Raw genomic sequence first — 15,259 nt, 5'->3', positions numbered from 1 at the left:
CAAGCTCGACGGCTTGAGCCCGGTCACATACCGGGCCCAAGCCCTCGCCGCCTAGGCTTCCGATTACCCAGTCCAACTTCCGGGGACCAGTTCAAAGGGGGGCATCTTCCGCACCAGGTGGCACGCGCTCGCCGAAAGCACGAACACCAGGTCGGACGTCCGTCTAGCATGGGGCGCTCCCATCGCACCGACGAGAGGCATTGCCCTGACGTCACATTTCCGGCAACTGCCGATGGCAGCGCTCGCAGCGTGTTCCGCGCTCGCGTACACCGGCGGCGTCGCTGCCGCCCAGGAACCCGACCTCGGCCAGACCACGGGCCCGGTCCGGTTCGTCGCGGTCGACAAGGGCGGCTGCAACGTCGAGTTCACCATCGACAACAACACCAACATCACCAGTTGCACGATCGACTTCCGGATCGAGGACGAGGCGCTGACCGGACCCGACTACGGGCAGACCCCGACCGGTCCGACGGGCCGCGCCTCGGGCCTGCACGCCGAGGCCATGTCCCCGTCCTACCCGGAGTACGAGAACACTCCCGAGACCCCGATGGTCAAGGACCTGGAGACCGTCTCGGTGAGTTACGTCCGGAATCTGTAGACCGACCGGAAGCCGACCGATTCCCCGCTGCCGAATCCGGACGCCGACACCCACACGCTCGACTACCGCATGGTCCTCGGGCCGCCCGGGAACCTCGGCGACGGCGGCCCGGAGTGGATCGGCGACCGGCAGTGGCACACCGTCACCGTCACCGGCTGCAACCCGGCACCCGAACCGGGCGGCTCGGTCGACCTCGGGCCCTGGACCTGGGCGCACCCGGGGAGTTCTTCGGCTCCTGACTCCCGCCCCCGCGCGAAGGACCGACGTCCTCCCGCCGGCCCATCCGGCTGAAGGGCACCTTCATGCGGTCCGACCGCATGAAGGTGCCCTTCAGCCGCGGGTGGGGTGACTGTTGTGGCGACACCTTCAACCCGGGGGTGGCGGGGATCACAGAACGACGACGGTCCGCGGGAATTGATTGCGATCCGGACACGTTAGTTGAGTCAGAAGCACTCAACTTTCAGGAGGCTCGTCAATGCCTGCATACTTCGGCCCCCAGGGCCCCGGCCGCATCGACATCAGCCGACTCATGAGCCGGTCCACCCAGGAGCTCGTGAACGCGGCCGCCCGATTCGCCGCCGGACGCGGCGACTCGGAACTCGATGCGCTGCACGTCGTGCGCGTGATGGCGGAGCAGGACCCGGTCAAGGGCCTGATGCTGCGCGCCGGCGCGGACCCGTCGGCCGTCGCGGAGGCCGCCGAGGCGCGTCTGCCCCAGGGCAGTGCGTCCACCAACGCCTTCGCGGTGCCCGCGCTGAGCGCCGCGCTGAAGACCGCGCTGCTCGAGGCGCACCAGCTCGCGCATGCGTTCGGATCCACCTACATCGACCCCGAGCACCTCTTCGTGGCCCTGGCCGCAGACCGTGACCACGCCGTCGGGCGGCTGCTCGCCGAGAAGGGCGTCACCCCGGAGTCGCTGCAGCGTGCACTCCAGGCCGGCCCCGACACCGCCGACGTGGCGCAGACCGGCGACACCCCCACGCTGGACCAGTACGGCGTCGACCTCACCGAGCGCGCCCGCAATGGCGAGATCGACCCGGTGATCGGCCGTGCACTCGAGATCGAGCAGACCGTCGAGATCCTCTCGCGCCGCACCAAGAACAACCCGGTCCTCATCGGTGAGGCCGGTGTCGGCAAGACCGCGATCGTGGAGGGGCTGGCCCAGCGCATCGTCGACGGCGACGTTCCCGATCGGCTGGCCGGCAAGCGTCTCGTCCAGCTCGAGATGTCGGCGCTGGTGTCCGGGACCCGGTACCGCGGCGACTTCGAGGAGCGCCTGACCAAGCTGGTCGACGAAATCGCCTCGCACAAGGGCGAACTGATCGTGTTCATCGACGAGATCCACACCATCGCCGGAGCCGGCGCGGGTGCGGACGGCGCCATGGACGCGGGCAACATCCTCAAGCCGAAGCTGGCCCGCGGCGACCTGCACGTCGTCGGCGCGACCACCCTCGACGAGTACCGCAAGCACATCGAGAAGGATCCCGCCCTCGAACGCCGGTTCCAGCCGGTGATCGTGGACGAGCCGAGCACCGTCGACGCGATCACGATCCTGACCGGACTGAAGGACCGGTACGAGGAGCACCACGGCGTCCGCTACGCCGACGACGCGATCGTCGCCGCCGTGGAACTGTCGCACCGCTACATCGGCGACCGGTTCCTGCCGGACAAGGCGATCGACCTGATCGACCAGGCCGGCGCGCGGCTGTCGCTGCGGTCTCCGAAGGTCGACAGGGAGGCACTGCGCGCGCAGCTGACCGAACTGGAGAAGGAGAAGGAACGGGCCGTCGCGGACGAGGACTACGAGAAGGCGTCCACGCTACGCGACCGGATCACCGCCACCCAGGTGCGCATCGACGGCAAGCCCGACGTCGCCTCCCCCGACACCCCGACTGTGACGGCGGAGCTGATCGCCGAGGTCGTCTCGCGCGCGACGGGCATCCCGGCGAGCCAGATGACGCAGGAGGAGAAGGACCGCCTGCGGCTGCTCGAGGACGAACTGCACCGCCGGGTCGTCGGCCAGGACGACGCCGTGCGCGCGGTCGCGCGGGCGGTGCGGCGCAGCCGGACCGGCATGGGCGATCCGAACCGGCCCGCGGGCAGTTTCCTGTTCCTCGGCCCGACCGGGGTCGGCAAGACGGAGCTCGCGAAGGCTCTGGCGGCGGCGCTGTTCGGCGACGAGAACAAGATGATCCGGTTCGACATGAGCGAATTCGGTGAGCGGCACACGGTCTCGCGTCTGCTCGGCGCCCCTCCCGGGTACGTCGGCTACGACGAAGCGGGGCAGCTGACGGAGCAGGTTCGACGCAACCCGTACTCGGTGATCCTGCTCGACGAGGTCGAGAAGGCGCATCCGGATCTGTTCAACACGCTGCTGCAGGTGCTCGACGACGGTCGGCTGACCGACGGTCACGGTCGCACGGTGGACTTCACGAACACCGTCGTGATCATGACCAGCAACCTCGGTTCCGATCTGATCTCGAGCAAGGGCGGCGCCCTCGGGTTCGTCACCGGCGACGCGGCCTCGGCCGAGAAGCCGCTGCGGGACCGGGTGATGGCCCGGCTGCGCGAGTCGATGCGGCCGGAGTTCCTGAACCGGATCGACGAGATCGTGGTGTTCCGCAGGCTGGACACCGACCAGCTGCACCGGATCACCGATCTGATGCTCGACGACAGCCGGAAGCGGCTGGAGGCCAAGGGAATCGGGATCACGTTCAGTGACGCCGCCGTCGACTGGATCGCCGAGCACGGGCACCAGCCCGAGTTCGGGGCGCGGCCGCTGCGCCGCTCGATCCAGCGGGTGGTCGACGACCGGATCGCGGACATGCTGATCGACGACCTGATCGTGGAGGGAGCGGTCGTCACCGTCGACGTCGAAGACGGTGAGCTGGAACTGCAAGTGGCGTAACGACAATCGCAGCGGTGGTGGCCGACAAGCCGGTCACCACCGCTGTCGCTGTAGGCGGGCCTCGGCGACCGCCTCCTCCATGTCGAGTTCGCTCAGCACCCGGCGCAGCACCTCGTCGTCGAGTTCGCCCGCGTCCCGCGCCGCGATCAGTGCCTGCCGCTGCGCCTTGAGCACCTCGTCACGCAGCCGGTTGAACTGCGCGCCGACGCGTCGCAGGGTCGCCTCCCGCTCGCCGGCCTCTTCGATGTGTTCGGCGACCAACCGGGCCTCGGTGGCCCGCCGGACCCGCGCGACGATCTCGGTGACCTCCGCGGCAGGCAGCCCGTCCGGCGGATCGTGCAGGGCCTGTGCGAGCCGCTCCTCCGCGGCCTGCCGGGACACCCGGTGCGCCAGCGCCCGCTGTTCCCGCGCCCGGGTCTCCTCGTCGGGGTCGGCGACGTCGAGCAGCCGGATCAGCATCGGCAGGGTCGACCCCTGGATCAGCAGGGTGCCGACCGCGACGGTGAACGCGACCGCCTGGATCACGCCGCGTCCCGGGAAGGGGTCGCCGGCCAGTGTCGTCAACGGGATACCGGCGGCCGCGGCGAGGGTGACGACACCCCGCATACCCGCCCAGGACAGCACGAGGTTCTGCCGCCAGGTCAGCCGACCCGTCCCGCGTCCGGTCAGGGGGCTCGTCGCCCGGCGCCACCCGACACTGACGAAGATCCACACCGGCCGGACGGCGATCACCAGCAGCAGGATCGCGAACGCGTACGCGAACACGTGGTGAACGGGCAGCCCGTCCGCGACGACGGCGTCGATGACGGACTTGAACTGCAGACCGATGTAGGCGAACACGAACGTCTCGAGCACGAGGTCGATGGTCGGCCACACGGACCGTTCCTGGATGCGGGTCTGCACCGACTCGTCGCCGACGGTGCGGCCCAACACGAATCCCGCGGTGACGACGGCCAGCACACCCGACGCGTGGATCTCCTCGGCGAGCAGGTACGCCGCGAACGGCAACACCAGGCCCAGCACGGTCTCGAGCGCCGAGTCGGTGATCCGGGCCCGCACCGCCCGCACCACCCACCCCAGCGCGAGACCGACCGCGACGCCACCGACGATCTCGTACCCGAAGAACAGGATCGGCGAGTCGAGGGACAGGTGCCGCCCGGTGACCGCGCCGGTCGCGAGCGCGAACAGGGTCAGTGCGGCGGCGTCGTTGACGAGGCTCTCCCCCTCCAGGATCGCCATCATCCGGTTCGGCAGGCCGAGCTTGCGGCCGACGGAGACGGCCGCGACCGCGTCGGGCGGCGCCACCACCGCCCCGAGGACGAACGCGGCGCCGAGGGTCAGTTGGGGCACCAGCCAGTTCGCGAAGAACCCGACCGAGACGGCGGTGACGACCACCATGACGATGCCGAGCCGCAGGATCGGCCAGATGTTGCGGCGAAAGGTGGTGAACGAGTAGTCGAGTGCCGCGGAGTACAGCAGCGGCGGCAGCACCACCCCGAGGATCAGATCCGGTGAGATCTGCAGCGGCGGGATGCCGGGAATGTACGACGCCGCCGCACCGACGGTGACGAGGACCAGCGGCACCTGGAAGCCGAGACGTTTCGCGAACCCGGCGACGGTGATCGACGCGACGACGACCAGTAGCAGCCCGGCGACGCTCATCCGCGGGACACCTGCGTGCGCTGGGCCGCAGCGGGCACGGGACTACTGCTTCGGGGGGATGATCTTCTTCGCGGCGTCCTGTGCCTTGTCGACGTGCTCGGCGTACTTGCCGCCGGTCTTCTTGTCGACGAAGTCGCCCGCCTTGTCGATGGCGTCCTCCACCTTGTCGGAATTCTCCGCGGCGTACTGCTGTCCCTTGCCGAGCAGACCCTTCAGTGTGTCGACCAGACTCATCTCGTCACTCCTTCCCCGCGGCCCGACGTGCGCCGGGCACCGCGTCAACCAGTCTCACAGCTTTGCCGGACCCTCGCCACAGACGCCGGTCACACCCCGTCACCGGACGGCGGCTCCGGGAGCGAGAACAGCCGCCGCTTCTCGCCGTGCAGCCGTCCCGAGACCCACCAGCCGATCTCGACGGCCGCGATGCCGATGCCGCCGCAGACGAACGCCGTCGTGGTCGCCGCGACATTCGACGGGTCGAGCTTGAAGAACTCCCGGCAGAAGGGCACCGAGAACAGCACCAGGTATCCGACGACGGAACCCGCGAGCAGCACGATCTTCCACCACACGTACGGACGCGCGACGATCGCCAGCACCCAGATCGCGATCGTGATCAACGTGATCAGGGCGGTTGTCCCGGCCTGGATCTGCTGCGTCTCGGTCTGTTCCGGACCGGCGTACACGAGGGCGTAGGACGTGAACGTGGCGATGCCGATGACCAGTCCGGACGGGATCGCGAACCGCATCACCCGCGGGACGAACCCCGGGCGGGCGCGCTCGTTGTTGGGCGCCAGCGACAGGATGAACGCCGGGATGCCGATGGTGAACCACGCCGCGATCGTCACGTGCCGGGGCAGGAACGGGTACGGCATCGGCTCGAAGTCGAACAACTCGGACGCCACCCCGGACAGACCGACCAGCAGCGCGAGCAGCACCGAGTAGACGGTCTTGGTGAGGAACAGATTCGACACCCGCTCGATGTTGCCGATCACCCGCCGGCCCTCGCCGACCACGTGGGGCAGCGTCGCGAAACTGTTGTCCAGCAGCACGATCTGCGCGACGGCCCGGGTCGCCGGGCTGCCCGATCCCATCGACACCCCGATGTCGGCGTCCTTGAGCGCGAGGACGTCGTTGACGCCGTCCCCGGTCATCGCGACCGTGTGCCCGCGGGACTGCAGCGCACCGACCATCGCACGCTTCTGATCGGGCCGGACCCGCCCGAACGTGGTCGCGGTGTCGAGCACGTCGGCGAGGGCACCCGAATCGTCGGGGAGGTCGCGGGCGTCGACGGCCCGGTCACCGCCCGGCAGGCCCAGCGACTGGGCGACCGCCCCGACGGACACCGCGTTGTCGCCGGAGATGACCTTGACCTCGACCTGCTGCGCCGCGAAGTAGGCCAGGGTGTCCGCGGCGTCGGGCCGCACCCGCTGTTCCAGCACCACCAGCGACCGCGGGACCACGCGGCCGGGAGCGGCGACGTCGTCCACCGGCAGGTCGCTCTCGCCGAGCAGCAGCACCCGCAGCCCGGTCGCGCCGATCCCCTCGGCGGCGCGGGCCGCGTCCGAGTCTGGGTCGAGCAGGACGTCGGGCGCCCCGAGGACCCAGTTCCCGTTGCCGCCGTAGGAGATTCCGCTCCACTTCTTCGCCGACGTGAACGGCGCGACGGCACTCGCGGACCAGCCGGGGTCGTGGTCGTAGGCCTCGGCGATGGCCGCGACACTCGCGTTCGGCCGCGGATCGTCGCTCGCCAGCGCGGCCAGCGCGTCCCGGATCCGTTCCTGACCGCCGCCGGCGTCGCCGTCGGAGAGCAGGCGCAGTTCGGACAGACGCATGCCGTTCTCGGTGAGCGTGCCGGTCTTGTCGGCGCACACGACGTCGACCCGGGCGAGCCCCTCGATCGCGGGAAGTTCCTGGACCAGGCACTGCCGCTGCCCGAGCCGGATCACGCCGACCGCGAACGCCAGCGACGTCATCAGGACGAGACCCTCGGGCACCATCGGGACCAGCGCCGCGACCATGCCGTTGAGTGCGCCACCGACGTTCTGCTCGCTGACGAACAGCTGGTTGTAGATGATCAGCGCGCCCGCCGGGATCATCATGTACGTGATGACCTTGAGGATCTTGTCGACGCCGCTGCGCAACTCGGAGTGCACGAGGGTGAACTTGCTGGCCTCCTCGGCCAGGCGGGCGGCGTAGGCGTCGCGGCCCACCTTCGTGGCCTGGTACGCGCCGCTGCCGGAGACCACGAAGCTGCCGGACAGGACCTGGTCCCCGGGCCGCTTGTGCACCGGATCGGCCTCGCCCGTGAGCAGGGACTCGTCGATCTCGAGCAGCTCGCCCTCGACGACGGCGCCGTCGACGACGATCTGGTCGCCCGCGCCGAGTTCGATGATCTCGTCGAGCACGACCTCGCTCGGCGCCACCGCCGACGCCACCCCGTCCCGGCGCACCATCGGTGTGGACTGGCTGACGATGGCCAGCTCGTCGAGGGTCCGTTTGGCCCGGATCTCCTGGATGATGCCGATCGCGCTGTTCGCGATGATCAGCAGCCCGAACATGCCGTCGACGATCGACCCGGTGGACAACACGATCACCAGCAGCACACCGAGAATGGCGTTGATGCGGGTGAACACGTTGGCGCGGACGATGTCCTTGACCGAGCGGCTCGCCCGGCCGGGGACGTCGTTGGTCCTGCCGTCCGCGCGGCGCCGCTGCACCTGTTCGGCGGTCAGTCCGGTGCGGACGTCCACCTCCTCGGCGAGGGTGCCGACGGTGTCGATCTCGTCGTTGGCCATGCCAGTCAGGCTAGGCCAGCCGCAGCCACCACTGGCGTTGGACACCGGGACGGAGGACGTCGATCCGTTGGCCCGGCATCGGGACCCGGACCGTCGTGCCCTCCGGTTCGGCGGCGGAGAGCAGCCGGGTGATCGGCTCCGCCCACGGGTGGAACGCGAGATTGAACGTCGCCCAGTGCACCGGCACCAGCACGCCCGCCGTCGCGTCCCCCGCACCGAGGTCGGCGTGCATCCGCACCGCCTCCTCCGGGTTCATGTGGACGTCCGGCCAGTGCTCGTCGTAGGCCCCGACCGGGAGCAACGTCAGGTCGAACGGGCCGTGCCGGTCGCCGATCTCGGTGAACCGCGACGTGTATCCGGTGTCCCCGCCGAAGAACACGGCATGCTGCGGACCCCGCACCGCCCACGACGACCACAGGGTCGTGTTGCGCGAGAATCCGCGACCGGAGAAGTGGCGGGCCTCGGTACAGGTGAGGACCAGTTCACCGACGGTGGTCTGCTCCTCCCAGTCGAGTTCGACGATCCGCGATTCCGGCACCCGCCAGTGCCGCAGGTGCGCGCCGATCCCCTTGGGCACGACGAACAGCGTGTCCTGGCTGCCCAGCAGCGCGATGACGGTGGCCTTGTCGAGGTGGTCGTAGTGGTCGTGGGAGATCAGGACCGCGTCGATCGGGGGCAGCGCCTCGATGTCCACCGGGGTCGGATGCAACCGGGCGGGCCCGATCAGCAGGGACGGCGAAACCCGTTGGCTCCATACCGGATCCGTGAGAATCCGATGCCCGTCTATCTCGATCAGCGCACTGGAGTGCCCGTACCAGGTGACCGCCAGTTCGGCCGGCTCGGCCGGCGCCAGCGGAGTGGCCAGCGGGATCGGGCGACGCGGGCGGCCCGCGCGCCGGCGCGTCAGCATCGACGACAGCAGGCTCGACTCGTCACCGCGGACGATCTGGCTGCTCGGGTCGGTGTTGTGGAAACGGTTGTCCCGGTAGCCGATCGATCCCGTCACCCGGGGCGTGATCGCGGCGGCACCGGCCCCGATCTGCCCGGGTATCCCCCACGCGGCGCGGCCCAGCGCCGCGACCGCCGCGCCTGCGACCGCCGCCGCGACCACCGCCCGGACGCCCATCTCAACGCCCCCGGAACGTCGGGCTGCGCTTCTCCTGCCGGGCGCGCCACGCCTCGTGCATGTCCTCGCTCGACCACGCGGCGCGTAGTGCCGCCAGCTGTTCGGGAGTCGGATCATCCTGCGTGCCATCGTCGTTCAGGACCAGCTTGAGATGCCGCAACGACAGGGGCGCCAGGCCTGCGATCCGCTTCGCCCACTCCTGCGCGGCCGCCAGGTCCCCGACCTTGTTGGCCAGGCCGAACCCGTATGCCTCCTCGGCGTCGATCCGCTCCGCACCGAGGAGGACGGTGCGTGCCGGACCACCGCCGACGAGGGCGACCAGACGCTTGACCGTCCACGAGTCCACCGAGATGCCCAGTTTCACCGCGGGCACCGCGAAGAACGCGTCCGGTGCGACCACCCGCAGGTCCGAGGCCAACGCCAGCTGGGTGCCCGCGCCGATGGCCGGTCCGTTGATCGCGGCGATCACCGGGACCGGCGCCGAATCGATGGTGTGGAGCATCTCGAGCAGGGTGTCGGTGAACCCGTCGGCGTACACGTCGCCGGACAGGTCCGCGCCAGCGCAGAACGCCGACCCCTGACCGGTCAGAACGACGACCCTGGCCCCGTCGTCGACGGCCTCGTCGACCGCGTCCCGCAACAGCACGCACAGCTCGGTGTTGAGCGCGTTCCGCCTCTCCTCGCGCTGCAGCTCGATGGTCACCACGTCGCCGTCCCGGCTGGTCCCGATCATGATGGTGACCGTACCGTTTCGACCTGAGAGGTTGCCACCATGCGGGAGTCCGTCGACGTCGCGGTGATCGGAGCGGGCCAGTCCGGCCTGTCGGCGGGGTACTACCTGCAGAAGCTGGGGCGCGAGGCCGGCATCGGGTTCGTGCTTCTCGACCACGCCCCGAGCGCGGGTGGGGCCTGGCAGTTCCGCTGGCCGTCGCTGACGCTGAGCACCGTCAACCGGGTGCACGACCTGCCCGGCATGCCGTTCACCGACGTCCTCGACGACTCCGCACCCGACGAGGTGCCCGCGGCCGACGCCGTGCCGCGGTACTACGCCGAGTACGAACGCCGATTCGACCTGCCGGTACGCCGCCCCGTCAATGTCCGGGTGGTGTGCGACCACGGCTCACCGGACGGGCACCTCACCGTCGAGACCGACGCGGGGACGCTGACCGTCCGCGGCATCGTCAACGCCACCGGGACCTGGGAACGGCCGTTCGTACCCCGCTATCCGGGCGCCCACCTGTTCCGGGGACGGATGCTGCACACCCGCGACTATCGCACCGCCGAGGAGTTCGCGGGCCGGCACGTCGTCGTGGTCGGCGGAGGGATCTCCGCGGTCCAGCTGCTCGACGAGATCTCCCGCGTCACCACAACGACATGGGTGACGCGGCGACCGCCCCAGTTCCGGGACACTCCGTTCACCCCCGAGGAGGGCCGCGCCGCGGTCGCCGTCGTCGAGGACCGGGTGCGGCGCGGTCTGCCTCCGGGGTCGGTGGTGTCGGTGACCGGCCTGCCCCTGACTCCTGCGTTGCGGGCCGCCCGCGAACGCGGCGTGCTGGACCGTCTGCCGATGTTCGACGCGATCACCGAGGACGGGGTGCACTGGCCGGACGGGTCGGAGCAGAAGGCCGATGTGATCTTGTGGTGCACCGGCTTTCGCAGCTCCCTGGACCATCTCGCGCCGCTGCGGCTGCGCGGCCCGGGCGGCGGGATCACGATGACCGGACGCCTCGCGACCGCCGTCGCCGCCGATCCGCGCGTCCACCTGCTCGGGTACGGCCCGTCCGCGAGCACGATCGGCGCCAACCGAGGTGGACGCGCCGCCGCGTCGGAGCTGATCACGCACCTGACGTCCCGCTGACCCCCACCGGCGTGCCGCGAAAACCCCTGTGCACACCCGTTTCGCGGCCCGCACACCCCTTCTGCGCGCCGAAAACCCCTGTGCACTCGGCAACACCGTTGTGCACCGGGGTTTTCGCAGACGGCGGACGGCGGACGGCGGACGGCGGTCAGCTCGGGTCGACACCGAAGATCTCGCGGTACTCCTTCGCGAACGCGCGCTTGCCGACCAGCCGCCACGCGATCCGCGCGGGCAGCGGCGCCTCCGAGAGCACTCGGGTGCGCTGGTCCGGGGTCGCGCCGAGCAGCAGGAAGCCCAGGAGGATCAGCTGCCGATTGCGCGGAACCGACGCACGCCCCCGCTCGCCGAGCTGCTCCCACTCGGCCACCGTCATGTTCGCCTCCGCCAGTGGAAGGATGTGCGCCTCCTCCTCGCGCAGGTGCTCGTCGAGGGCCGTGAACAGGACGGACACCGTCGACGCCCAGGCCTCGCCGTCGCTGCTCGACGCCGACGACTCGAACGCGGCGGCGCGGGCGGCGGCCCGGTCGAGCAGTTCACCGATCCGCTCGTGCTGCTCCTCCATCCGCAGCACCAGCGCGTGATCGGTCGGCGCCCGGTCCAGAAGCAGCGGCCACATCAGCTCGTCCTCACCGGTGTGGTGGTGGTGCAGTCCGGTGGCGATCTCGGTCTGGAACTCGACGAGCCGGCGGGCTCGCGCGGTGTCGCCCTCGGGGACGGCCCGGATCAGGTCGGGCAGAGAGCCGAACGAGTGCCGGAAGATGTTGTGGGCGAGGATCATGTCCCCGGTGTCCGGTCGTTCGGTCGCGGTGAGCGTGCTCATGGTGTGCCTCCTGGGCTGGGTGCTGCTGGGCTGCGTCGACTCGATCTCGCCGAGCTCGACCTGGGTCGTGCTGACGGGATTCACGATCACCCGAACCACTTGTGGCGTTCTTGCCGCCGACTTGGACCGCGCGCCGGCCCGTCCCCACCTACCCTTGTGCAGTGCACATACGGGTGTTGGGCTCGATGGACGCGGAAACCGAGGGCACGACGGTCGACCTCGGTGGTCCCCGGCAGCGTGGTGTCCTCGCGCTACTGCTGATCGCGCGTGGCGCGGTGGTGTCGGTGGACCGGCTGATCGACGATCTCTGGCACGGCGAGCCGCCGCCGAGGGCGCTCGGCGCGTTGCAGGCGTACGTGTCCAACCTGCGTCGTGCCCTCGAACCGGAACGCGCACCCCGCGCGCCTGCCACCGTCCTGATCAGCCGCGCGCCCGGCTACTGCCTGACGCTGGGTCCGGACGACGTGGACGCGTGGCGGTTCGAGTCGCTGCTGCGGGCCGCGGACCGGGTGCCGTCCGCGGCGGAGCGTCGCCGGGTCCTCGAGGAGGCGGTGGGCCTGTGGCGGGGCACCGCGCACGCCGAGTTCGCGGCCCACGACTGGGCAGCGCCCGAGGTCGCCCGGCTGGAGGAGCTGCGTCTGGTAGCGCACGAGCGCCTGGCGGCGGCGATGCTCGACACCGGTGACGCGGCGGCGGCGACCGCGGAGGCGGGAACCCTGACGCGTGCGCACCCGCTGCGGGAGGAAAGCTGGCGGCTGCTGGCGTTGGGCCTGCACGCCGGCGGCAGGCAGGCCGACGCGCTGGCCGCGCTGCGTCGCGCCCGCGGCATCCTCGCCGACGAGCTCGGCCTCGACCCCGGGCCCGCGCTGCAGCAGCTCGAGGCGGACCTGCTCGCCCAGCGGATGCCGGTGGTGGTGCCGCCGGTGCGCGTCGCGGAGCCGGCTCGGGCCGCGGTACCCCGGGCCGTCGTGCCGGCTCCGGTCGTCCCTCCTCCGCCGGCGACCGGGTTCCTCGGCCGCGAGGGCGAGCTCGAATCGCTGCTCGCGGCCGCCCTGTCGGTGTCGGACCGGGCCCGGGTCGCCCTGGTCACGGCGGAGGCGGGCGGCGGCAAGACCGAGCTGCTGCTCCGGCTTCGGGTCGCGCTCGGGGACAGCCGGGTCCTGCTGGGGCGCTGCCCCGAAGCCGAGGGCGCACCACCGGCGTGGGCGTGGGTCGAGATCCTGCGCACACTCGCCGCCGAGGTCGATCCCGGACCCCTCGCCGCCGCGCTGGCGCCGCTGCTCGACGACGTGCGGTTGACCGGCGACGACACCGCTCCCGCGGCGCAGGGCCGGTTCCTACTGCACCGCGCGGTGACCGACTACCTCGACCTCGCGCGGCTGGATCGGCCGCTGGCCGTGTTCCTCGACGACCTGCACCGCGCCGACGCCGAGACGCTGACGCTGCTGACCCGGGTCGCCGAGACCGTGCCGGTGCTGCTGGTCGCCGCCTACCGCCCCGACGAGGTGACACCGTCGCTCGCCGAGACGCTCGCGAGGCTGGCACCCCACACCCCGGAGCGGATCAGGCTCGCCGGTCTCGGCGCCGAGGACGCCGCGGCCCTGGTCCGGGAGGTGGCCGGAGTCGACGCCGACCGCGAGGTGATCGAGGCCCTCACCGAGCGCACCGGCGGAAATCCGTTCTATCTGCGCGAGAGCGCCCGGCTGCTGGGCAGCGAGGGCGAGCTGGTCGCGACCTCCGAAGTCCCCGACGGCGTGCGCGACGTCCTGCGCAGACGGTTCGCGCGACTGCCCGAGGTGGCGGTGTCGGTGCTGCGGCTGATCGCGGTGATCGGTCGTCAGGCCGACGTGGACGTGCTGCTGCGGGCGGTCGAACTCGACGAGAACGAGGCGCTCGACGCGGTCGAAGCCGGTGTCGTCGCGGGCCTGCTCGACGAGCCGGACCCGTCGACGGTCCGGTTCACCCACGCACTCGTCCGGGACACCCTGCTCGGGGACCTGTCGCAGATCCGCCGGGCCCGCTGGCACCTGCGGGTCGCGGAGGCCGTCGAGACGGTGCACCCCGACGACGCGTCGGCGCTGGCCCACCACTTCGGGGCCGCGCTGTCCGCCGGGACCGCGCGACGCGCCGCGGACCATGCGCTCGACGCGGCCCGGCAGGCGGAGACACGTTTCGCGCACGACGCGGCGGCCGTGCACTACGAGCAGGCCCTGACCGCGATGGACCGCCTGCCCGGCGGCGGGGACGTCGACGAGCGGGTGGACACACTGGCCCGGCTCGGACGCAGTCATCTGGTGAACGGGGCGGCCGCGCCCGCCCGGGAGACCCGTGACCGCGCCCTGTCGGTGGCCGAGGCGGCGGGGCGCGACGACCTGATCGTCCGGTCCCTGACCGCATGGGACACACCGACGCCGTGGATCAACCGGCCGTACGGGATGGTCGACGTCCGGGTCGTCGCAGCGATCGAACGCGCGTTGACGCTGCCGGACCTGACCGACGAGCAGCGGTGCCGGCTGCTGGTGATCCTCGTCGACGAGGTGTACGGGGAGGACGACGCGCGCACCGAGGCGGCGGGCGTGGAAGCCGAGGCGCTGGCGCGTCGCCTCGGCGACCCGACACTGCTCGGCCTGGCGTTGAACGCGCGTCTGGCGCTGCGGCACGGGGCTCTTCCCGCCGACGTCCGGGCCGCGATCGGGGCCGAGATGATCGCTCTCGGTGCGGACGAGGACCGCGCGGCGTTCGCGCTGATCGGGAACTACTCGGCGCTCCAGATTGCGTGCGCGCGAGGCGACTTCGACACCGGCCGGCTGCATCTCGCGCACAACGAGGCCCTCGCGAGGCGGTACCGCTGGAAGCAGGCGCAGGCCTCGAACTCGATGGTGCACGGGATGCTGGCGCACGCCGCCGGCGACCTCGACGCCGCCGAGGAGATGTACGTCAGGGCCCACCGGGAGTTCCTCGGACACGGCGAGATCGACGCCGACGGCATCCTGCTGCTCGCACTGTTCTCACTGCGGGTCACGCAGGGCCGGACAGGTGAGCTCGAGGCGGTGATCCGCGCCCTCGACACCGCGGCGGCGGACGTCGTCGTCGATCCGCTCACCATCGCGCTCGTCGCCAACGGCAGGGCCTCCGAGGCACCGGCACTGCGGGTGGGTCTGCGGCCGGTCCGGTCCGACTTCTTCCACGGGTTCCTGCTCACGCAGCGAGGCATCGCGGTGGCGGCGCTGGGATCACGCGACGAGGCCGAGCACCTGTACCCACAGCTGTTGCCGTACTCCGGGCAGCTCGGCGGCGCCGACACCGGGTCGTTCACCATGGGGCCCGTCGACACCGTGCTCGGGGATCTGGCACTGCTGCTGGGGCGCCGGGACGACGCGGTCACCCACCTGACGGCTGCGGCGGAACTGGCGCGGCGGTGCGGCTGCCCGCAGTGGATCGACGCGGCACGAAGTCGCCTCCAAGTCGTCCACTAGCAGCGGGCGCGACCGT

General features: G+C 71.1%; 10 protein-coding genes. 4 read left to right on the top strand and 6 right to left on the bottom strand.

Translation table 11 applies throughout. The features are described from left to right. The first annotated feature begins 232 nt into the window (after positions 1-232). Positions 233-598, top strand: a complete 366-nt coding sequence (locus ACFYVR_RS26150) for a hypothetical protein (protein WP_387479016.1) — start codon at positions 233-235, stop codon at positions 596-598. A gap of 475 nt (positions 599-1,073) precedes the next feature. Further along, the gene (locus ACFYVR_RS26145) at positions 1,074-3,506 is read left to right on the top strand and encodes an ATP-dependent Clp protease ATP-binding subunit (RefSeq protein WP_387479013.1); all 2,433 of its coding nucleotides are present in this window, start codon (positions 1,074-1,076) and stop codon (positions 3,504-3,506) included. 33 nt (positions 3,507-3,539) lie between these two features. Here ACFYVR_RS26145 and ACFYVR_RS26140 read toward each other — a convergent pair whose 3' ends face one another. The 5 genes from ACFYVR_RS26140 to ACFYVR_RS26120 form a co-directional block, all read right to left on the bottom strand. Next, positions 3,540-5,168, bottom strand: coding sequence for a Na+/H+ antiporter (locus tag ACFYVR_RS26140; RefSeq protein ID WP_387479010.1), 1,629 nt, complete (start codon positions 5,166-5,168; stop codon positions 3,540-3,542). Between the two features lie 42 nt (positions 5,169-5,210). Next, on the bottom strand, positions 5,211-5,402 hold the full coding sequence (locus tag ACFYVR_RS26135) for an antitoxin (protein ID WP_387479008.1): 192 nt from the start codon (positions 5,400-5,402) through the stop codon (positions 5,211-5,213). 89 nt (positions 5,403-5,491) lie between these two features. Then, a complete protein-coding gene (locus ACFYVR_RS26130) occupies positions 5,492-7,963 on the bottom strand; it encodes an HAD-IC family P-type ATPase (protein WP_387479005.1) in 2,472 nt (823 codons plus the stop codon). Positions 7,964-7,973: 10 nt separating this feature from the next. Continuing rightward, positions 7,974-9,089, bottom strand: coding sequence for an MBL fold metallo-hydrolase (locus ACFYVR_RS26125; protein WP_387479003.1), 1,116 nt, complete (start codon positions 9,087-9,089; stop codon positions 7,974-7,976). A 1-nt stretch (position 9,090) separates the two neighbouring features. Continuing rightward, a complete protein-coding gene (locus ACFYVR_RS26120) occupies positions 9,091-9,822 on the bottom strand; it encodes an enoyl-CoA hydratase (protein ID WP_387479000.1) in 732 nt (243 codons plus the stop codon). A 39-nt stretch (positions 9,823-9,861) separates the two neighbouring features. Between ACFYVR_RS26120 and ACFYVR_RS26115 the strand changes: the two genes are divergently transcribed. After that, complete coding sequence (locus tag ACFYVR_RS26115) at positions 9,862-10,947, top strand: NAD(P)-binding domain-containing protein (RefSeq protein ID WP_387478997.1); 1,086 nt, start codon at positions 9,862-9,864, stop codon at positions 10,945-10,947. A 148-nt stretch (positions 10,948-11,095) separates the two neighbouring features. Here the strand turns inward: ACFYVR_RS26115 and ACFYVR_RS26110 are convergent, their stop codons facing one another. Continuing rightward, entirely contained in the window at positions 11,096-11,767 is a 672-nt protein-coding gene (locus ACFYVR_RS26110; RefSeq protein WP_387478994.1) for a hemerythrin domain-containing protein, read from the bottom strand. Positions 11,768-11,928: 161 nt separating this feature from the next. Here ACFYVR_RS26110 and ACFYVR_RS26105 point away from each other — a divergent pair, with 161 nt between their 5' ends. Next, positions 11,929-15,243 (top strand): BTAD domain-containing putative transcriptional regulator, encoded by a 3,315-nt coding sequence (locus ACFYVR_RS26105; RefSeq protein ID WP_387478991.1) that lies wholly within the window; start codon positions 11,929-11,931, stop codon positions 15,241-15,243. Positions 15,244-15,259 lie beyond the last annotated feature (16 nt).

It is taken from the genome of Rhodococcus sp. NPDC003318, assembly GCF_042879035.1.
GTDB lineage: Bacteria > Actinomycetota > Actinomycetes > Mycobacteriales > Mycobacteriaceae > Rhodococcus_G.
The sequence above is the reverse complement of the archived record's forward strand: the minus strand, read 5'-3'. Positions and strand labels throughout refer to the sequence as shown.